A 19,411-nucleotide genomic window follows, 5' to 3' on the forward strand; every position below is an offset into this window, starting at 1 on the left:
CGAAACTGGCATGGCGGTCCTTAGAGCTTCGCCCGGAACCCGAAGGCAAAGGTGCGCGTGTAGAGAACCGTATCGCGCGGGAAGAGACGGGGATCGTTGAACGAAGTCTGGTAGAGATTCTTCAGCACGTTGGTCGCATCGAACACGACCGTGAACTTGGGATTGATCTCATAGGAGAAGGACAGGTCAAGGTTGCTGATCTGCCCGTTGGTAATGAAATTGGGATTGACGCCGGTGAAATGCAGGCCGCCATTATACTTGTCGCGCCAGACGTAGGAGGCGCGGCCGGAAAAGCCGCCCTTTTCGTAGATCAGCGTGCCCGTGGCGGAATATTTTGAGACATTCTGGAACGGTATGTCCATGTAACCGGTGACGCCCGGCAGCGGCGACAAGGCGGTGTTCTTGCCGTCGATATAGGTGCCGTTCGCACTGACGCCCACGCCGTCCAGCCAGGTCGGCAGCCCCTTGGGAAAGAAAGTGAAGCCGCCCTCTATGCCCTGCAGCCGGCCCGAGCCGGAGTTTTCCGGACGGGTGATCTGATAGACGCCATTGTCGGCGCCCAGATAATCGATGTCGAAATTGCTGGTGACCGACTGGATGAAGCCGGTGACGTCGCGGCGGAAGATCGTCGCCGTGATCGAGCTGGAGCGGTCGATATACCATTCGAGCGACAGGTCGTAATTGTCCGACCGAATCGGCTTCAGATCGGCATTCCCGCTGGTGCCCCGGCCGAACGGCTGCTGCCCCGGTATCGGCGGGGTCAGGGTGAGCGCCGGATTGAGCTGGGCGAAGCTCGGGCGGGTGATCGTCTTGCTGGCGGCAAGGCGCAGGAACAGATTGTCCTTCAGCTTGTAGCGCAGCGCCAGGCTGGGCAGCACGTCGGTGCTCTTGTTGCGGATGGTGACCGGCGAGGTCGCGCCGCGCAGCACCAGGAAGGCGCTGGAGGTGATGTCGGTGCGGATGACGCGCACGCCGATCTGTCCGTCCAACCGGCCGGCCTCGATATTGGCCTGCCCATAGCCGGCGTAATTCTTCTCGGTGATGTCGAAATGCTGGGTATCCTGGAAAGCGGGATCGTCCGGCGCCAGGCCGAACAGCTGGCGCAGCGTACCGATGTCATTCAGCAGATAATCGGTGGCAGGCGTCGCCCATCGGCGCATGTATGGCCGCGTGCCCGCGTAGAAATCACCCGGCGTCACCGTCATCAGCCCCGGTAGGCTGGTCGCCTTGATATCATAGCATTTGACCGCGCCGGTCGGGGAACAGTTCACGGTTTGCGTGAAGCTGTCCGACTTCGCGTCGCGCTTGCTGAGGCGGACTCCGGCATCCAGGCCGGAGAAGATCAGGAAAGGCGAGCGGTAGGACAGGTCGCCGCGCCAGGCCAGCTCCGTGCCGTCGCCGATCGTCCGTGTGGTCGACAGGCGCGAGAGATAATAGCGCGACGGATCGGCGGGATCGTCGTTGGGCAAGGTGAAGTGGGGCGTCCCCGATCCGTCGTTGAACACGGCATCGGTACGGGACGCGATGAAGTCCACATCCAGATTATTGCCGATGTCGGTCGCCTTCGATCGTGTGTAGGAAAACTCGGTCGCAGCCTTCCAGTCGCCGGCCTCCCAGTCGGCGCCCAGCGCGCCCTGCCAGCGGTCAGCCTTGTTCTTGTAGGCGTTACCGAAATTGGCGACGCGGCCGTTGGCGATGCTGAGCGATTCGACCAGCTTGGTGTCGCCCACGAATTGCAGCGGCGACAGTAGCGTGCCGTTCATCGACGTGAAATTCTGGTTGCCGTTGCCGCGCTCGCGATAGCCGTAGAACAGGCCGTCGGCATGGATCGTCAGCCGGTCGTCGGGCGCCCATTGCAGCGTGGCGTTGACCGCCGGACGCGTGCGCGTACCGATTCGGTCGAAGGCGCCGATCACATCCGTACGGAACACCCGGGGATCGATTGGACTGCTACCCCGCGGGTCGAGCGGCACGCCGGGCGTATAAGGCGCGCGGCTATTGTCCGGATTATAGCCGAAATAGCCGCCGCTAAAGATGGTCTCGTCCCGATATCGGGTCTTGTGATAGGATACGCTCACCAGCGCGCCGATCTCGCCGATGCCGGTCGACCAGCGGTTGCTGACGAGCGCGCTGACATAGGGATCGATCTTGTCGGGCTGCTCGCTGTAGACTTGGCGGCCCGCCAGCGCGACTTCAAACCCCTTGAAATCGAAAGGACGCCGGGTGCGGACGTTGATGAGGCCGGCAATGCCGCCTTCCAATTGGTCGGCCGAGCGCGATTTGTAGACATCCACGCCCGACACCAGATCCGCCGGCACATCCGCGAGCGAGAGAGAGCGGCCGGTCGTGCTGAAGATGTTGCGGCCGTTGATCAGGGTCACCACGTCCGGCAGGCCGCGGATCAGCACCGTGGCGGACTCGCCACGGGCGCGCGGCGACACCTGGATGCCCGGCACGCGCTGCAGCGCTTCGACCACATTATTGTCCGGCAGCTTGCCGATATCCTCCGCCACGACGGAATCCACCAGCTGCCGGGCATTGCGTTTGATGTTCTGGGCAGAGGACAGGCTGGCGCGCATGCCGGTGACGACGATGTCGTCGGCGCTCACGGCGGCAGGCTCCTGCGCCTCCTTGTCCGTCGTAGCCTGAGGCTGGACATCCTGCGCCTGCGCGATGGCGGCCTGTGCGAACAGAAGCGCGACGGCCGATATATGATGCGGCTTGAACCCGGATTTCATGTCTCCCTCCCCTCAAGTTTTTCTATTTCTCATACTAGATGAGCCGATTCTCAGTGCAGTTCAAGCCAGAATCCTTCATTTTGGTCCATACCGCGCGGAAATGGGTATTTTTTCTCATACTAGATCAACTCCTGCGCAAAGGATGGGCTTGACGGGCCGATGGAGACAGCAGACGGAAGGGCGATGAACGTTATGGACGACCACCCCTTGTCGCGCGCCGCGGCGCGCGCCCCGCGGGCAATCCATGACCGGATCGCGCATGATCTGGGCGTCGCTATCGTCAGTGGCCGATATCAGCCCGGGGAAATGCTGCCGGGCGAGGAACGCTACAGCGCCGAGCAAGGCGTGTCGCGCACGGCCTATCGGGAAGCGGTACGGGTCCTGTCGGCCAAGGGGCTGGTCTATAGTCGCACCAAGAGCGGCACCCGCATCAACGAGCGGTCGCGCTGGAACATGCTGGACCTGGACGTGCTGGCCTGGATGTTCGAAGCCGGCCCGACGCCCGAATTCCTCCGCGACATATTCGACCTACGCATGGTGGTGGAGCCTGCGGCGGCGCAATTTGCCGCGCTTCGCCGTGATGTGCAGGACATCTCGAAAATGGGTCACGCGCTGGAGGAGATGCGCCGGTTCGGCCTGAAAACTGCTGAGGGAAGAGCCGCAGATCAAAGTTTCCACCGGCTCGTCCTGTTCGCCGCGCGGAACGAATCGCTCATCACCCTGGCGACATCCGTAACGGCGGTGGTGGCATGGACGACGCGTTTCGCACGCGACGAGCGGCAGGAATCCCGCGATCCCATGCCGGACCATGACGCCGTGTTCGAGGCGATCGTCCGTGGAGACGCGGAGGAAGCACGGCTGAAGATGCTGGCGCTCATTCACAATGCCTCTCGCGACGCCGGCATGTTGTGACGCCCCGACAAACTCGTGCCGATCTGTTTCTCATACTAGATTGGCACCTGCCTGAAGCGAGGTCGGTCCGGTACGAGCTATGGCCGTATTACCGCCCGTCGCATTGCCCGCATTGAAGCCGCGCCCTCCGCAATCCGAGGGAGTTACATCATGCGTCGGGCAAATCCGGTTCAATCTCGATGTCGAGGATCAGACCCGGCTCATCCATGGCCGGGCCAGCGCCGCGACGTCGGAGAGGCAAGCGGCGCGTCTAGCGCGTTCGTCGGTTGCCTCGCGGTCGCGGCGGCGACCGAGATTCTGGCGGACGAGGGTCCCGGCATGCTCCAGGCAAAGCTTCGCCTGGTCCATGGCGCCAAAGTAAACAAATCGGGAAAATCCGGCCCTGGTAGCGGAGGAGGGACTTGAACCCCCGACACGCGGATTATGATTCCGCTGCTCTAACCAGCTGAGCTACTCCGCCCCAGGCAGGCCGGGGCACATAGGCGGGGGTATGGCGTCGGTCAAGCGAACATGTGACGCGACAGCGGCTCCCACGGGCCGCCACGATAATGCCAAGCCGCCAGGCCGGCGATCGCGAGCGGCCTGCGGGCGATGTCGGCGGCGAGCCGGGCACGCAGCGTCCGTGCCTCGGCAGGCGCGACCTTGTTCTGAACGGTGACGTGCGGGCGCCAGCCGGCGCGGTCCTGGGGCATCAGCATCGCGCCGAACGCCTCCGCGAGATCGGCCCGGATCGCCTCGAGCTCGGGCGATTCGACACGGAGACCCACACAGCCATCCATGTCGAGCACGCCCGCGATCCAGGCGCGCGGCGCCGGCTGGCCGCGGGTGGCGGCGGCGAGGCGCCGCCTGAGTTCCGGCGCCAGGTCGGGCGCGAGGTGATGGAAGAGCGTGAGATGCGCCGGCACGCGGTTACGCTCCGCCGGATAGTGACGGCGGCGGAAGCCATCCAGCCAGGCGAAATCCTGCGCACCGAAGAGAGCGGTGACGATGATCGGAGCCGGCGCCGTCACGTCCCTCCCGCGCTAAAGGCCAAACGCCTGCTTCGGGATGTGCGTGATCCGGCAAGCGAGGTCCGCCTCCCCGCTGGCGACGACATAATGATCGCCCGCATCGGCGATCCCCGTCGTGAACACGACATTGTCGATATACATCAGCGCCTTGAGCGGCTCCGTGAGCGCCGGCGAGGCTTCGAGCAGCGGCGCATGCTCGGTCGCGACCAGCCGGGCGGGATCGTCCCTGTCCATCAGCGACCAATAGGTGCGGTAGATGCCGACCACGCCGAGCGGCTCGACGCCGTGCCACAGGCTCAGCCAGCCGCGGTCGGTGAGGATGGGCGGCGTGCCTCCGCCGATCCTGGCGGTGGCGACGGTGCCGGAGTGCGGGCGGATGCCGGGCCGGTCGTGGGGCTTCCAGTGCAATGCATCGGGCGAGGTCGCGAGATTGATCGACGGCCCCGCCCGCCACTCGCTGCCCGGCGGATAGGCGAAATAGAGATCGCCGAGCGGCCGCGTCTGCGCCCAGTACCTGCCGTCGACCAACCCTTCGAAGATCAGCATGTCCTTGTTCTGATGATCGAGGACGATGCCCTCCAGCGTCCAGTCGAGCGCGTCGTCGGAGGTGTAGAGGGTGGTCGAGTGCCGCTCGGGACTCACCGAGCAGGTGGTCATCAGATAGCGATCGCCGACCTTACTGATCCGCGCGTCCTCGACGCCATAGCATTGATAGGGCTCGCGCGGGTGGATCGCGCGGTCGTAGTGGATCGCCTCGACCTCCAGCCCGTCCGGCGACAGCTCGACCGGCAGCAGCCAGGAGAGCGAGGTCAGCGCCATCACCTTCCACCCGCCGCCGCGCATCATGAACTTGCGGGGATCGCTGGTGTCGACCAGGTCGAGCGGCCAGGCATCGAGCGTATACCGGCCCTCGCTCCACCGGATCGAGTGGATGTTGCCGGCACGGATCGGCTCGCGCAGCGCCTCGGCGATCCGCACCACCATCAGCAGATTGCCGTTGGCGAGCCGCGTCAGGCCGGGATTGAAGGCGCCGAGCACATAGGTCTCCGTGCCGAGATGGCCGGCGAGCGGCGAACGGGAGAGATCGATGTCGGCCGGAGTGAGGACCAGCCGGTCGACGGGGAAGCTCATGCCTCCTGCAGCCTCGGCACCACCGCCATCTGCATCACCACCGTCCGCCGCGGCTGAGTCAGCATGAAATGGGCGGCAACGGCGATGTCCTCGGCGCGCAGCATCTTGTCCTCGTCGATCAGCTTCGCCTGCTGGTCGGGCGGAATATCGGGGCTCTGCATGTCGGAGCCGGTCATGCCCGGCTCGATCAGCGAGACGCGGATGCCCTTCGCCCCCACCTCCTTGGTCAGGGCCTCCGCGAAGCCGGCGATGCCCGCCTTGATACCAGCATAGACGGTCGAGCTCGGCGAGAGCGAATGCGCGGAGGTCGAGCCGATCAGGATGATGTCCCCTTCGGTGATGTGCCGGACCGCGGCATGGGCGGCGGCATAATAGGCGGCGAAGTCGGTCGCGACGACATAGTCGAGCTCCTCGGCGCTGGTGTCGCTCAATCCCTCTGCGGCGATCGCGGCGTTGATCACCGCGATGTCGAGCCCGCCCAGCCATTTCACCGCTTCGTCGACATAGCGCGCGGGCGCCCCGCGCTCGGCCAGGTCGATGGCGACGCCGTCGCCCTCCCCCACCTCGTCGATGCGCGTCAAAGCGTCCTGGAGAGCCTCTTCGTCGCGCCCGCAGATGTGGACGCGCGCGCCCTCCGAGGCGAGCAGCACCGCGATGGCGCGGCCGATGCCCTTGCTCCCGCCGGTGACGAGCGCACGCTTGCCCTTGAGGCTGGTGACCGCGGTATGCGCATCGGACAGGCTGGTCATTGGGGAGCTCCTCGCAATACCCCGCAACGACGGTTCAGGCGGCGACCGGTTCCGCGGAAATCTTGTCGAGCAGCCGATCGATCGCCGCCGACACCTCCGGCTCGTCGAGCGTGGGGGCATGGCCGCAGTCGGGCACCGTCACCAGCTCCGCGCGCTGGCCGAGGCGCAGGATCATCGCGTCCGCCGTCCTGGCGCTCAATATGTCCGACGTCTCGCCGCGCACCAGCAGCACCGGCCGCCCTGCGAGCGCATCGAGCGTGCGCCACATGTCGGGCCCCGCCTCGTTGCCCGGCACGCGGAAGGGCTCGGCGATCTTCATGTCATAGTCGAGCACGATGCGCCCCGCCGAGTTGAGCCGGAACAGCCGCTTCGCCATCGCCAGCCAATCCTCGATGTCGAAGCGCGGGTGGACGTCGGCATTCGCCTCGGCCAGCGCGCGGGCGGCATGCATCCAGGTCGGGTGCCACGCCGCCTTGCCGACATAGCCGCGGATGCGCGCGAGGCCGGCGGGGTCGAGCTCGGGCCCCACGTCGTTGAGCAGCACCCCGGCGATGCGCTGGCGCTCGGCGCTGGCGAGCAGCATCGTCACGATGCCGCCGAGCGAGGTGCCGAACGCCACGAACCGCTCGATCGCGAGGTGCTCGAGCAGCGCCTCCACGTCCTGGAGATAGGTGAGCGGGACATAGCTCATCGGGTCGGCGGCATAGCCGCTCTCGCCGCGGCCGCGGAAATCGACCGCGATCACCCGCCAGTCGCCGGACAGCCGCTCGGCGACGTTCGCGTAATCGCGCGCGTTGCGGGTGAGCCCGGCGAAGCACAGGATCGGCGGCCGTCCGTTCGCCGCGTTGGCATGGCCGTAATCGCGGTAGTGCAGCCGCACCCCGTCCTTCGACCACCAATAGCCGTCCTGGTATACGTCGAGGTTGCGCCGATCCGCCATCCTTCCCCATATCGCCGCATGACCGCCCTCCCGCAACCGGAAGCGACGATCCTCGAGCTCGGGGACGAATTTTACGACCGCGTCGTGCCGGTGCGCTTTCCCGAGACGGTCCTGCGCTTCCGCAACGACCGCGCCGCGGCGGAGGTCGGGCTCGATTCGCTCACCGACGCGCAGTGGATCGCCCATTTCGGCCGGTTCGAGCCGATCCCCGGCAGCCTGACCGAACCGCTGGCGCTGCGCTATCACGGGCATCAGTTCCGCGTGTACAACCCCGATATCGGCGACGGGCGCGGCTTCACCTTCGCGCAGCTGCGCGATTCGGCGGGACGGCTGATGGACCTCGGCACCAAGGGATCGGGGCAGACGCCGTGGAGCCGCTTCGGCGACGGCCGGCTGACGCTCAAGGGCGGCGTGCGTGAGATCCTGGCGACCGAGATGCTGCAGGCCCTTGGCGTCGAAACCTCGCGCAGCTTCTCATTGATCGAGACCGGCGAGGCGCTGACCCGGGGCGACGAGCCCTCCCCTACCCGCTCCTCGGTGCTGGTGCGGCTCAGCCACGGCCATATCCGCATCGGCACCTTCCAGCGGCTCGCCTATTTCCGCGATGCCGACGCCATGCGGCGGCTGGTCGACTATGTGCTGGTCCATCTCCACGGCGAGTCGCCCGGCGATCCGGTGCGCCTGCTCGACAATGTCGTCGGCCGCACCGCGCGGCTGGCGGCGAGCTACATGGCGGCAGGATTCGTCCACGGCGTGCTCAACTCCGACAACATCAACGTCACCGGCGAGAGCTTCGACTATGGCCCGTGGCGGTTCGCGCCGACCTGGGACCCCGGCTTCACCGCCGCCTATTTCGACCATGCCGGCCTCTACGCCTTCGGTCGGCAGCCGGAGGCGATCCACTGGGACGCGATGCAGCTGGCCGTGGCGCTGCGCACGATCTGCGATGCCGAGCCGATGATCGCCGTGCTGGAGACCTTCCCGGAGCGCTACCAGGCGGAGGTGACGCGGGCGCTGCTGTGGCGGCTGGGCGTCGAGCCGCGCGACTCCGGCGACGATCATGCGCTGGTCGAAGCGATCGAACGCGGCCTTCGCGCGTCCGGCATGGGAATCGACGCCTTCTTCCATCGCAGCTTCGGCGGAACGCTGCCCGCCGACACCGCCTTCGACGCGGCGCGCGCCGCCATTGCCGGCTACCAACCGCGCAAGCCCCGCACCTCCTATTGGGACGGCGAGCCCTGCTCGATGCTGATCGATGAGGTCGAGACGATCTGGTCCGCGATCGACCAGCGCGACGACTGGGCGCCGCTTCATGCCAAGATCGCCGAGGTCAGGCGGCTGGGGAAGGCACTTGCCTAGGCTCCTCCCCGGCACGGGGAGGGGGACCAGCCGAAGGCTGGTGGAGGGGGCCCTCCCCCAAACGGTGTCGTCAATGGCGGACCCCCTCCACCACCGCCTTCGGCGGCGGTCCCCCTCCCCGTGCCGGGGAGGAATGAGCTGCCCCTTGGCATCGCTTCCGAATCCCGGCAGGAGGCGATGATGGCCGGCCAAGAGATCGTCTCCACCGAACCCGCAACCGGCGCCGTGTTGTGGCGGCGCGGCCCCAGCGACGTCGATGCCGAAGTGGAGCGCGCCCGCGCGAGCTGGGCCGAATGGGCGGCGCGCCCCCATGCCTATCGCGTCGAGACGCTGCGCCGCTTCGCCAATGTCGTGCGGAGCAAGACAGATGCCTTCGCCGACCTGATCGCGCGCGAGACCGGCAAGCCGCTATGGGAAGCGCGCACCGAGGTCGAGACCGTGATCAACAAGGTCGACATCTCGATCAACGCCTATTCCGAGCGCACCGGCCAGCGCCGCAGCGAGGGCGCGATGGGCGCCCGCACCGCGCTCCGCCACAAGCCGCACGGGGTGCTGGCGGTGCTCGGGCCGTATAACTTCCCGGCGCACCTGCCCAACGGCCACATCGTCCCGGCGCTGCTCGCGGGCAATGCGGTGGTGTTCAAGCCCTCGGAGAAGACGCCGGCCACCGGCGAGTTCCTGGTCGAATGCTACCACGCGGCCGGCGTGCCCGACGGCTGCGTGCGGCTGGTGATCGGCGGGCCGGACGAGGGCAAGGCGCTCGCGGCGCACGACGGCATCGACGGGCTGCTCTTCACCGGGTCGGCGCGGACCGGCCTCGCGCTCAACCGCGCCTTCGCCGACAAGCCGGAGAAGATCCTGGCGCTGGAGATGGGCGGCAACAACCCGATCGTGGTGTGGGATACGCCCGATCTCTATTCGGCCGCGGTGCTGGTGGTGCAGTCCGCCTTCACCACCGCCGGCCAGCGCTGCACCGCCGCGCGCCGGCTGATCGTCGACGAGAAGCTGTACGAGCCGCTGCTCGCCGAAGTCACCAAACTCGCCAACCGCCTCATCATCGGCGATCCGCACGCCGACCCGCAGCCCTTCATGGGTCCGGTGATCGACAACGACACCGCCGACATGCTGACCGAGAGCTTCCTGGCGCTCTCGGCGATGGGCGGACGGCCGCTGCGCTACATGGAGCGGCCGATCGAGGGGCGCCCCTTCCTCACCCCCGGCATCGTCGACATGACCGAGGCGAAGGAGCGGCCCGACGTCGAGCTGTTCGGCCCGGTCCTCCAGGTGATCCGCGCGACCGACTTCGACGAGGCGATCGCCGAGGCCAACGCCACCCGCTACGGCCTCTCGGCGTCGCTGATCAGCCAGGACCCGGCGCTCTACGACCGTTTCTGGGCCAATATCCGCGCCGGCATCGTCAACTGGAACAAGCCGACCAACGGCGCCAGCTCGGCCGCGCCGTTCGGCGGCATCGGCTGGTCGGGCAATCACCGCCCCAGCGCCTATTACGCTGCCGACTATTGCGCCTATCCCGTGGCGTCGAACGAGGCCGATCAGGCCCGCGCCGCGATCGGCATCGGCCTCAAGGACGCGTAAGACGGATCGACATTCGGCTTTTTGCCCTCTCCCCTTGATAGGGGAGAGGGTTACCGCAGCTTGGCGCTTTAGCGCCTAGCGGAGGTTGGGAGAGGGGTAGATCGGCGCGAAGCGCCGAGCGCCTGCTCCGCAGCCGCCCACCCCTCTCCCAGCTCCGACTAGCGCCTGCTCCGCAGCCGCTAAGTCTACGCAACCCTCTCCCCTCCTCGAGGAGGGGAGAGGGCAGAGGCTGAATGTCGATCGGCCCTAGCGCAAAAGCTCGGCTAGGCTGGCCTCAAGCATCCCTGCGTTGCCGCCGACGCCGCTCCGGCCCATCTGGCCGCCATGGCGACGCTACTCGACCCCAACGCGCGCGGGCGCGTGATCCTCGTCGGTGCCGGCCCCGGCGACCCGGGGCTGCTCACCATCCGCGCCGTCCAGGCGCTGCGCCAGGCCGACGTCGTCGTGCACGACGGCCTCATCGATCTGCGCGTGCTCGACATGGCGCCGCCCCATGCGCACCGCATCTCGGTCGCCAAGCGCCGCGCCCGGCATACGCTGCCGCAGGAATCGATCAACGCGCTGATCATCGCGCATGTGAAGGCCGGCGCGATCGTCGTCCGCCTCAAGGGCGGCGACCCGTTCATCTTCGGCCGCGGCGGCGAGGAAGTGGAGGCGGTGCGCGCCGCCGGCCTGCCCGTCGAGGTGGTCCCCGGCGTCTCGGCGGCGCTCGGCTGCGCGGCGGAGGCGATGCTGCCGCTCACCCATCGCGACTGGTCGAGCGCGGTCAGCTTCGTCGCCGGCCAGTGCAAGGGGCTCAAGGACCAGGACTGGTCGGGCCTCGCCGGCAAGGGCCGCACGCTCGTCATCTACATGGGCGTCGCGACCTGCCCCGACATCGCCGACAAGCTGATCGCCGACGGCGTCGCCCCGGACATGCCGGTGGCGGTGATCGAGAAGGGTACGCTCGACGGGCACCGTGCGATGCGCACCCTGCTCGCGGACCTCGGCGCGATGGTCGAGCGCGAGAAGGTGCAGAGCCCCGCGATCATCGTCGTCGGCGAGGTGGTGATGCTCGCCGACGCCGAGGACAAGATGGCCGCCTGGGCCAAGGCCGCGGAGACGCTTGCGTGAAGATCCTGACCGGAAACGACCTGCGCACCGGCGCGGTGATCTGGTGGACCGGCGAGGGCTGGTCGCTCCATGTCGAGGACGCCGTCGACGTCGGCGAGCACGGCGAGGCGATCCTGACCGAGGAGACGGGCGCGCGCCGCGTCAACGGCGGCGTGATCATCGACGCCACGATGACGCCCGAGGGTCCCCGCCCCGCCCACATCAAGGACCGCATCCGCGCGCTCGGCCCGACCGTCCGCCCGGACCTCACGCTCAAACCCGCCGATCCCAATGCAGGGAGCTGGGTGATATGAGCATGTTTCTTCACTCCTCCCCGGAACGGGGAGGGGGGCGTAGCGGCGATCAGCGGCCTGCCGGGGGCAGGCCGCAGCCGCGGAGCCGGCTTGCGGAGCAAGCCGTGGTCGCGCAGCGAATGGTGGAGGGGGCCCAGCCCCAGGCGAGCGATGTGTGGAGGGCCCCCTCCACCACCGGCCTGCGGCCGGCGGTCCCCCTCCCCGTTCCGGGGAGGATTTGAATGTACCGCTACGACCAGTACGACCAGGCGATCGTCGACGCGCGCGTCGAGGAATTCCGCGACCAGGTCGCCCGCCGCATCGCGGGGGCGATGAACGACGACCAGTTCAAGCCGCTGCGGCTCAAGAACGGCCTCTATCTCCAGCTCCACGCCTATATGCTGCGCGTCGCCATCCCCTATGGCACGCTCGATTCGCGCCAGATGCGCAAGCTCGCGCACATCGCGCGCCGCTATGACCGCGGCTACGGCCATTTCACGACGCGCCAGAACATCCAGTACAACTGGATCAAGCTCGAGGAAGCGCCCGACATCCTCGCCGAGCTCGCCACGGTCGAGATGCACGCGATCCAGACCTCGGGCGAGAGCATCCGCAACATCTCGGCCGACCAGTACGCCGGCGCCGCCGCGGACGAGATCTGCGACCCGCGCCCCTGGGCCGAGCTGCTGCGCCAGGCGAGCACCTTCCATCCCGAGTTCAGCTATCTGCCCCGCAAGTTCAAGATCGCGGTGATCGCCGCCGAGGAGGACCGCGCGGCGCTGCGCTGGCACGACTTCGCGCTGCGCATCGTCCGCAACGAGGCGGGCGAGCAGGGCTTCGAGGTATTCGCCGGCGGCGGCATGGGCCGCACCCCGATCATCGCCTACCGCATCCGCGAGTTCCTGCCCGCGGGCGAGATCTTCTCCTATCTCCAGGCGGTGCTGCGCGTGTGGAACCTCCATGCGCGCCGCGACAACATCCACAAGCAGCGCATGAAGATTCTCGTCCACGAGCTCGGCGAGGAGGAGTTCCGCCGCCAGGTCGAGGAGGCGTTCCAGCACTTCCTGACGCTCGGCACCGACTTCCCCCAGGCCGAGTACGACCGCATCGCCGCCTATTTCGCACCGCCGCCGTTCGAGACCGGCCTGCCCGAAGAGATCGACCGCTCCGATCCCGAGTTCGCGCTCTGGGCCGATCGCCAGACTCTCCGCCACAAGGCGCCGGGCTACGCTATCGTCAACATCAGCCTGAAGCCGATCGGCGGCATTCCCGGCGACATCTCCGCCGAGCAGATGGAGGTCGTCGCCGACCTCGCCGAACGCTATAGCTTCGACGAGCTGCGCGCGACGCACGCGCAGAACCTGGTGCTGCCGCACGTCCGCAAGGCCGATCTCCATGCCGTCTGGCAGGCGCTCGACGCGGCGGGGCTGGCGAACGTCAACCTCGACCTGGTGACCGACATCATCGCCTGCCCCGGGCTCGACTATTGCAGCCTCGCCAACGCCCGCTCGATCCCGGTCGCACAGAAGATCGCGCAGCGTTTCGCCGACATGGACCGGCAGCTCGAACTGGGCGAGCTCAAGATCAAGATCTCGGGCTGCATCAACGCCTGCGGCCATCATCACGCCGGCCACATCGGCATCCTCGGCGTCGACCGTAAGGGCACGGAGAACTACCAGCTCCTGCTCGGCGGATCGGGCGCGGAGGATACCTCGCAGGCCAAGATCACGGGTCCCGGCTTCGACGAGGACGGGGTGGTCGACGCCGTGGAGAAGGCGACGGACGTCTACCTACGCGAGCGAACCGAGGGCGAACGCTTCCTCGACACCTACCGCCGCATCGGGCTCGAGCCATTCAAGGAGGCGATCTATGGTTGAGAACAACCTGCGCTTCCGCGACGACGAGCCGCACGACGAGCCGGCGGTCTCGATCGACGCCTTCCTCGGCCAGTCCAACGCCACCGCCGTCCGCATCGAGGCCGGCGAGGATGCCCGGCTGCTGATCCCGCATCTCGATCGGCTCGCGCTGGTCGAGATCGACTTCCCCCGCTTCCGCGACGGGCGCGGCTACAGCTCGGCGCGAATCCTGCGCGAAGCCGGCTACAAGGGCGAGATCCGCGCGTCCGGCGACGTGCTGGTCGACCAGATGCTGTTCATGCGCCGCTGCGGCTTCGACAGCTTCGCGCCCGACGCGCAGATCGACCCGGAGGTGCTCGACGCCGCGCTCAACCGCTACGACTATGTCTATCAGCACGCCGCGGACGACGCGGTGCCGGTGTGGAAGCTCCGTCATGGCTGAGGCTGCACGCAAGCTCGACCGCATCGATCTGGCGCCGCGCTGGACCGCGGCGGACGCGCTCAGGCTCAACAACCTGTTCCGCGGCACCGACACGCCGACGATGCTTCGCACCCTGCTCGCCGAGCACATGCTGGGCGAGGTCGCGCTGGTTTCCTCCTTCGGCGCCGAATCGGCGGTGCTGCTGCACCTCGTCGCCAGTGTCGACCCGACGGTGCCGGTGCTGTTCCTCGACACCGGCAAGCATTTCCCCGAAACGCTCGCCTATCGCGACCGGCTCGCCGAACGCCTCGGCTTGACCGACCTGCGCATCATCACGCCCGACCCCGCCGAGCTTGCCGCGCGGGACGACGCGGGCCTGCGCTGGTCCTACGACCCCGACGGCTGCTGCGAGCTGCGCAAGGTCAAGCCGCTGGAGAAGGCGCTCGCCGGCATCGACGCCAGCATCACCGGCCGCAAGGCGTTCCAGGCGAGCACCCGCGCCGCCCTTCCCCGCTTCGAGCTGGACGGCGATCGGCTGAAGGTGAACCCGCTGGCGAGCTGGTCGAAGGCCGACATCGATGCCTATTTCGCCGAGCATGACCTTCCCCGCCACCCGCTGGAGGCCGAAGGCTATGCCTCGATCGGCTGCGCTCCCTGCACCAGCAAGGTGAAGCCCGGCGAAGACCCGCGCGCCGGCCGTTGGCGCGGATGGGAAAAGACCGAGTGCGGCATCCACACCGCGGTCGAGGACGGCGACCCGGATCAGCCGAGCTTCTGATCCCAAGAAATCCTCCCCGAGCTTGTTTCGGGGAGAAATTTGTCGGGCTCAATCCATCGGCGCGTAGTTTTCACCCGCATAATCGCTGAAGCGGGTGATGTTCGGCTCGAACTTCAGGATCACCTTACCCGTCGCGCCGTGGCGCTGCTTGGCGATGATCAGCTCGGCGAGGCCGAACACGCGCTCCATGTCGAGCGCCCATTTGGCATGGTCATCGAACACCTTGGGATCGTCGCCGTCCCGCGGCCGCTTGGGCTCGCGCCCGGCGACGTAATAATCCTCGCGATAGACGAACCACACCATGTCGGCGTCCTGCTCGATCGATCCCGATTCGCGCAGGTCCGAAAGCTGCGGCCTTTTGTCCTCGCGCTGCTCGACCGCGCGGCTGAGCTGGGAGAGCGCCAGCACCGGCACGTTCAGATCCTTCGCCAGCGTCTTGAGGCCGCGCGAAATCTCCGAGATCTCCTGCACGCGATTGTCGTTCGACCCGCGGCCGCTGCCGGACAGCAGCTGGAGATAATCGACCACGACCAGCCCGATCTCGTTGTTCTGCCGCCGCTGCAGCCGCCGCACGCGCGTATGCAGGCCGCTGATCGACAGGCCGGCGGTGTCGTCGATGAACAGCGGCAGGTTCTCCAGGTCCGCCGCGGCATCGGCGAGCTGGTGGAACTCGGCCTTGCTGATCTTGCCCATGCGCAGCGCCTCGGAGCTGATCCGCGCCTGCTCCGACAGGATACGCGTCGCCAGCTGGTCGGCCGACATTTCCAGGCTGAAGAAGGCCACCTTGGCGCCGGTCGAGCGCTCGGGCGGGATGCCGATGCGCATGTCGTCCATCCAGCGCCGCGCTGTGTTGAAGGCGATATTGGTGGCGAGCGAGGTCTTACCCATGCCGGGACGGCCGGCGAGGATCATCAGGTCCGAATGGTGCAGGCCGCCGGTACGCGCGTTGATCGAATCGAAGCCGGTGGTGACACCGGAGAGGCCGCCGCCCGCGTTCAGCGCCTTCTCGGCCATCTTGACCGCCTGGGTCGTCGCCTGGGCGAAGGTCTTGACCGCACCGTCGGCGTTGCCCTCACTCGCGACGTTGAACAGGGCCGCTTCCGCCGCCTCGATCTGCGCGCGCGGGTTGACCTCCTCGCTGGTGTCCATCGCCCGGTCGACCAGCTCGCGCCCGACCGTCACCAGCGCGCGCAGCATGGCGAGGTCGTAGATCTGCTGCGCGAACTGCCGCGCGCCGATCAGCCCCGCACCGCTGCCGGTCAGCTTGGCGAGATAGGCGGGGCCGCCGAGCTCGCGCATCGCCTCATCGCTCTCGAACAGCGGGCGGAGCGTGACCGGGGTGGCGAGCTGGTCGGTCGAGCGCAGCCGCCGGATCGCCTCGAAAATGCGGCCGTGGAGCGGCTCGTGGAAATGCTGCGGCTCCAGCCGGTCGACGATGTCGTCCGCCAGCCGGTTGTCGATCATCATCGCACCGAGCAGCGCCGCCTCGGCCTCGACGTTCTGTGGAAGCTGCGGCGCCGCAGGCGCGGCGGTATCATTGGCATGAAGGAGCGTGGCCATCGCACCCTCATCTCATCAATGGCCGCCGTCCTCAACCGCTGATGGGCTGTGGAACACGGGGAAAGCGCCGTGCTGAGCCCGTCGAACGCTACCCGGTCCCCGCCGGATCAGGGCACCGGTGCGGAGCCGGTGACCTGGATTGCCTTCTGGAGTCGGATGTCGTCCGAAGCGCTGCCGATCAGCAATCGATACGCACCGCCTCGCGCGATCCAACGATGCGTCGCCGTATCCCATCCCGCGAAAGCACGCGGATCGAGCGTCAGCTCCACTGCCCGGCTCTGGCCCGGCGCCAGCGCGACCTTGGCGAAGGTCCGGAGCTGCTTGACCGGTTCATTCTCCGCCCGCGTCGCCGGAGCGACATAGAGCTGAACGACCTCTTTGCCCGTGACCTTGCCGATGTTGCGGAGCGTGACCCTCACCTTCACCGGCGCACCGGGCCTTACCGCCGCGGGCGCGATCAGCCCCGAGTAGGCGAAGCTCGTATAGGAGAGGCCGTGGCCAAAGGCGAACAGCGGCTTCACCCCGCGCGCCTCATAGCCGCGATAGCCGACCAGCAGGCCCTCGGCATATTGGCTCTTGGCGCTTTTCAGGTCGACCGTATCGTCGCTGCTCCCGGCCGGAAAGGTCACCGGCAGCTTGCCCGAGGGATTGACCTTGCCCGTCAGCACGTCGGCGAGCGCGGCCGCGCCGCCCTGTCCCGGTAGGAACATGTCGACCACCGCCGGAACCCGGTCGATCCAGGGCATCGTCATCGCCGCGCCGGCGTTGATCACCACCGCCGTGTTCGGATTGGCGGACGCGACCGCCTCGACCAGCCGGTCCTGCTCGCCCGGCAGGTCGATCGTCGACCGGTCATAGCCTTCGCCCTCGGTCAGCGACGAGGACCCGACGATCACCACCGCCGCATCGGCGCGCTTTGCCGCCGCCACCGCCGCGTCGAAGCTCGGCCGCGGCGTGCGCACGCCGAACGCGAGCAGCTCATAGGGTGTGCGCCCAGTCACATAATCGAGCCGCACCGGATAGGCTTTTCCCGCCGCCAGTTCGATCGTCACCGTCCGTCGCGGCACCGGGAAGCCGATCACGTCGCGATTGTCGGGCGTGCTCGGCGTCGCCTTGTCGAGAATCGTCTTGCCGTCGAGCGTCAGAGTCGCCGAACCGGTGCCGCGCACGCTGAACTCATAGGATCCGGTCTCGGGCGGCCAGAACAGCCCTTCCCAGCGGAGCGCGGCATAGCCGACCGCCTGCGGCCCAGCGACATTGCCGCTGATCCGCTTGCTGAAATCGGTCGCGAGCTCGCTGCGGGTAGGCGTGCCGGCGAAGTCGTTGGCGGCGAAATAGCTGGCCCTGAGCCCCGTCTCCTTGCGGTCCGCAGCCGGGCTGAACAGCTTGGGATCGGCGGCCGGCGGCGCCTCGTCGCTGTCGACGCCCTTCTCATAGGCCACTTCGACGCCGGGCAGCGCCGCCCTGATCGCCTCGAGCGGCGTCTGCAGCCTGGCGAAAGGCACCACCGCCGAGCTGCCACCGCCCTGGATGCGTGCGACCGCGGCATTGGGCCCGATCACCGCCAGCCTCCTAATGCCAGGCTTCAGCGGCAGCACGCCCGCGTTCTTGAGCAGCACGATCGCTTCGTCGGCGGCCGTTCGCGCCACCGCCTCATGCCGCGCGCCGCCGATTTCTCCCCTGGCCGGGCCGCCGTCGAGGATGCCGCTCCGCACGATCGCCCGCACCACACGCCGGACATTGTCGTTGAGCTGCGACCCGCTTACCTCGCCTGCCTTGACTGCCGCGATCAGCTTGTCGCCGAAATGCTTGGGAGGCCCGGGCATCTCGACGTCGAGCCCGGCATTCGCCGCCGGCACGGTCGAGTGCGTGGCACCCCAGTCGGACACCACGAAGCCCTTGAAGCCCCATTCCTTCTTGAGCAGGTCGGTCAGCAGCCAGCGGTTCTCGGCGGCATAGGTGCCGTTCACCTTGTTGTACGATGCCATCACCGACCAGGGATCGGCCGCCTTCACCACCGTCTCGAACGCGGGCAGGTAGATCTCGCGCAGCGTGCGCTCGTCGACCACCGAGTCGACGACGAACCGGTTGGTCTCCTGGTTGTTGGCGGCGAAATGCTTGATCGAGACGCCGATGCCCTGCGCCTGCACCCCCTCGACATAGCCGAGCGCCAGCCTGCCCGCGAGCAGCGGGTCCTCCGAATAGGTCTCGAAATTGCGCCCCCAGCGCGGCGTGCGGACGATGTTGACCGTCGGCGCGAGCAGCAGCGATGCGCCATAGCCGCGCGCCTCCTCCGCGATCGCGCCGCCGACCGCGCGGGTGACCTTCGGATTCCAAGTCGCGGCCAGCGAGACCGCGGTCGGGAACACCGTCGCCGGCTTCCCCTCCGGCGAGCGCACGCCGGTCGGCCCGTCGGTCATGCGGAACTCGGGGATGCCGAGCCGCGGCACCGCGTGCAGCGTCATCCCCGAGGCGCCGGCAAGCAGCGACACCTTCTCCTCGAGCGTCAGCCGCGCCACCAGGTCGTCGACGCGCTTCTCGACCGGCGCGGCCTTGTCGCGATAGACCTCCGACTGCGCCGCCGCCGGCCCGCTGCCGAGCGCAAGCGTCAACGCGGCGACAGCGATGCCGCCCAGCTCCCAGGATGACCTCATCTTACTTGATCGCGGCGAGGTCGGTGTCGACCTTGGCCAGCAGCTCGTCGGTGAGCTTGCCGTCCGAATAGGCCTGGAGCTGCCGGAGGCTCATCCCCTTGAACATCTCGTACTCGGGCCGCGCGGTGAGGCCCGGCAGGTCCTTCTCCAGCACGACCTTCGCCGCCGGATCGGCCGCGAGCTCCTGGATCGGCGTCTGGGTCGAGAACTTCGCGGCGGGCGCCGGCGCGGCCGCCTCCGGAGCCGCCGCGGGTGCCGGCGCAGTCTGCGCGGCAAGCGGAGCGGCGGCGGCGAACAAGACGGTCGCAATCACGGTCTTCAT

Annotated in this window: 16 protein-coding genes and 1 tRNA gene; 8 read left to right on the plus strand and 9 right to left on the minus strand. The window is 67.8% G+C overall.

What is annotated here, in order from left to right; all coding sequences use genetic code 11:
* Positions 1–20: 20 nt before the first annotated feature.
* The gene (locus LZK98_RS14130; RefSeq protein WP_233783010.1) at positions 21–2,738 is read right to left on the minus strand and encodes a TonB-dependent receptor; all 2,718 of its coding nucleotides are present in this window, start codon (positions 2,736–2,738) and stop codon (positions 21–23) included.
* Positions 2,739–2,921: 183 nt separating this feature from the next.
* Between LZK98_RS14130 and LZK98_RS14135 the strand changes: the two genes are divergently transcribed.
* Positions 2,922–3,650, plus strand: a complete 729-nt coding sequence (locus tag LZK98_RS14135) for a FadR/GntR family transcriptional regulator (RefSeq protein WP_233783011.1) — start codon at positions 2,922–2,924, stop codon at positions 3,648–3,650.
* A gap of 383 nt (positions 3,651–4,033) precedes the next feature.
* Here the strand turns inward: LZK98_RS14135 and LZK98_RS14140 are convergent.
* The 5 genes from LZK98_RS14140 to LZK98_RS14160 all read right to left on the minus strand — a co-directional run bounded on the left by LZK98_RS14140 (position 4,034) and on the right by LZK98_RS14160 (position 7,480).
* Positions 4,034–4,110, minus strand: a tRNA-Met gene (locus tag LZK98_RS14140).
* Between the two features lie 40 nt (positions 4,111–4,150).
* Positions 4,151–4,660, minus strand: a complete 510-nt coding sequence (locus LZK98_RS14145; protein ID WP_233783012.1) for a 2'-5' RNA ligase family protein — start codon at positions 4,658–4,660, stop codon at positions 4,151–4,153.
* A gap of 12 nt (positions 4,661–4,672) precedes the next feature.
* Positions 4,673–5,791: a glycoside hydrolase family 130 protein gene (locus LZK98_RS14150; protein WP_233783013.1), complete on the minus strand. Its 1,119-nt coding sequence runs from the start codon at positions 5,789–5,791 to the stop codon at positions 4,673–4,675.
* Positions 5,788–6,540, minus strand: a complete 753-nt coding sequence (locus LZK98_RS14155; protein WP_233783014.1) for an SDR family oxidoreductase — start codon at positions 6,538–6,540, stop codon at positions 5,788–5,790. Before LZK98_RS14155 ends, LZK98_RS14150 begins: the two co-directional genes overlap by 4 nt.
* Positions 6,541–6,574: 34 nt before the next feature.
* Positions 6,575–7,480: an alpha/beta fold hydrolase gene (locus tag LZK98_RS14160; protein ID WP_233783015.1), complete on the minus strand. Its 906-nt coding sequence runs from the start codon at positions 7,478–7,480 to the stop codon at positions 6,575–6,577.
* Between the two features lie 18 nt (positions 7,481–7,498).
* On the opposite strand from LZK98_RS14160, the gene LZK98_RS14165 reads away from it, so the two are divergent.
* The 7 genes from LZK98_RS14165 to LZK98_RS14195 all read left to right on the plus strand — a co-directional run bounded on the left by LZK98_RS14165 (position 7,499) and on the right by LZK98_RS14195 (position 14,875).
* A complete protein-coding gene (locus tag LZK98_RS14165; protein WP_233783016.1) occupies positions 7,499–8,839 on the plus strand; it encodes a protein adenylyltransferase SelO family protein in 1,341 nt (446 codons plus the stop codon).
* Between the two features lie 180 nt (positions 8,840–9,019).
* On the plus strand, positions 9,020–10,435 hold the full coding sequence (astD, locus tag LZK98_RS14170; protein ID WP_233783017.1) for a succinylglutamate-semialdehyde dehydrogenase: 1,416 nt from the start codon (positions 9,020–9,022) through the stop codon (positions 10,433–10,435).
* 324 nt (positions 10,436–10,759) lie between these two features.
* The gene (gene cobA, locus LZK98_RS14175) at positions 10,760–11,548 is read left to right on the plus strand and encodes a uroporphyrinogen-III C-methyltransferase (RefSeq protein ID WP_233783018.1); all 789 of its coding nucleotides are present in this window, start codon (positions 10,760–10,762) and stop codon (positions 11,546–11,548) included.
* Positions 11,545–11,841: a DUF2849 domain-containing protein gene (locus tag LZK98_RS14180; RefSeq protein WP_233783019.1), complete on the plus strand. Its 297-nt coding sequence runs from the start codon at positions 11,545–11,547 to the stop codon at positions 11,839–11,841. Before cobA ends, LZK98_RS14180 begins: the two co-directional genes overlap by 4 nt.
* Positions 11,842–12,062: 221 nt before the next feature.
* Positions 12,063–13,697, plus strand: coding sequence for a nitrite/sulfite reductase (locus tag LZK98_RS14185; protein WP_233783020.1), 1,635 nt, complete (start codon positions 12,063–12,065; stop codon positions 13,695–13,697).
* Entirely contained in the window at positions 13,690–14,118 is a 429-nt protein-coding gene (locus LZK98_RS14190; RefSeq protein ID WP_233783021.1) for a DUF934 domain-containing protein, read from the plus strand. The genes LZK98_RS14185 and LZK98_RS14190 overlap by 8 nt, the downstream gene beginning before the upstream one ends.
* Positions 14,111–14,875, plus strand: coding sequence for a phosphoadenylyl-sulfate reductase (locus LZK98_RS14195; RefSeq protein ID WP_233783022.1), 765 nt, complete (start codon positions 14,111–14,113; stop codon positions 14,873–14,875). Before LZK98_RS14190 ends, LZK98_RS14195 begins: the two co-directional genes overlap by 8 nt.
* 48 nt (positions 14,876–14,923) lie before the next feature.
* On the opposite strand, the gene LZK98_RS14200 is transcribed toward LZK98_RS14195, so the two are convergent.
* From LZK98_RS14200 to LZK98_RS14210, 3 genes are all read right to left on the minus strand, one after another.
* On the minus strand, positions 14,924–16,435 hold the full coding sequence (locus LZK98_RS14200) for a replicative DNA helicase (RefSeq protein WP_233783023.1): 1,512 nt from the start codon (positions 16,433–16,435) through the stop codon (positions 14,924–14,926).
* Positions 16,436–16,542: 107 nt separating this feature from the next.
* A complete protein-coding gene (locus LZK98_RS14205; protein ID WP_233783024.1) occupies positions 16,543–19,089 on the minus strand; it encodes a beta-glucosidase in 2,547 nt (848 codons plus the stop codon).
* Position 19,090: 1 nt separating this feature from the next.
* The gene (locus LZK98_RS14210; RefSeq protein WP_233783025.1) at positions 19,091–19,411 is read right to left on the minus strand and encodes a hypothetical protein; all 321 of its coding nucleotides are present in this window, start codon (positions 19,409–19,411) and stop codon (positions 19,091–19,093) included.

This window comes from Sphingomonas cannabina (assembly GCF_021391395.1).
Taxonomy (GTDB): domain Bacteria; phylum Pseudomonadota; class Alphaproteobacteria; order Sphingomonadales; family Sphingomonadaceae; genus Sphingomonas; species Sphingomonas cannabina.

Coding starts and splice junctions, on each gene's coding strand:
- LZK98_RS14130 (WP_233783010.1), bottom strand. CDS start 2,738: ATGAAATCCGGGTTCAAGCCGCATCATATATCGGCCGTCGCGCTTCTG.
- LZK98_RS14135 (WP_233783011.1), top strand. CDS start 2,922: ATGAACGTTATGGACGACCACCCCTTGTCGCGCGCCGCGGCGCGCGCC.
- LZK98_RS14150 (WP_233783013.1), bottom strand. CDS start 5,791: ATGAGCTTCCCCGTCGACCGGCTGGTCCTCACTCCGGCCGACATCGAT.
- LZK98_RS14155 (WP_233783014.1), bottom strand. CDS start 6,540: ATGACCAGCCTGTCCGATGCGCATACCGCGGTCACCAGCCTCAAGGGC.
- LZK98_RS14160 (WP_233783015.1), bottom strand. CDS start 7,480: ATGGCGGATCGGCGCAACCTCGACGTATACCAGGACGGCTATTGGTGG.
- LZK98_RS14165 (WP_233783016.1), top strand. CDS start 7,499: ATGACCGCCCTCCCGCAACCGGAAGCGACGATCCTCGAGCTCGGGGAC.
- astD (WP_233783017.1), top strand. CDS start 9,020: ATGGCCGGCCAAGAGATCGTCTCCACCGAACCCGCAACCGGCGCCGTG.
- cobA (WP_233783018.1), top strand. CDS start 10,760: ATGGCGACGCTACTCGACCCCAACGCGCGCGGGCGCGTGATCCTCGTC.
- LZK98_RS14185 (WP_233783020.1), top strand. CDS start 12,063: ATGTACCGCTACGACCAGTACGACCAGGCGATCGTCGACGCGCGCGTC.
- LZK98_RS14190 (WP_233783021.1), top strand. CDS start 13,690: ATGGTTGAGAACAACCTGCGCTTCCGCGACGACGAGCCGCACGACGAG.
- LZK98_RS14195 (WP_233783022.1), top strand. CDS start 14,111: ATGGCTGAGGCTGCACGCAAGCTCGACCGCATCGATCTGGCGCCGCGC.
- LZK98_RS14200 (WP_233783023.1), bottom strand. CDS start 16,435: ATGGCCACGCTCCTTCATGCCAATGATACCGCCGCGCCTGCGGCGCCG.
- LZK98_RS14205 (WP_233783024.1), bottom strand. CDS start 19,089: ATGAGGTCATCCTGGGAGCTGGGCGGCATCGCTGTCGCCGCGTTGACG.
- LZK98_RS14210 (WP_233783025.1), bottom strand. CDS start 19,411: ATGAAGACCGTGATTGCGACCGTCTTGTTCGCCGCCGCCGCTCCGCTT.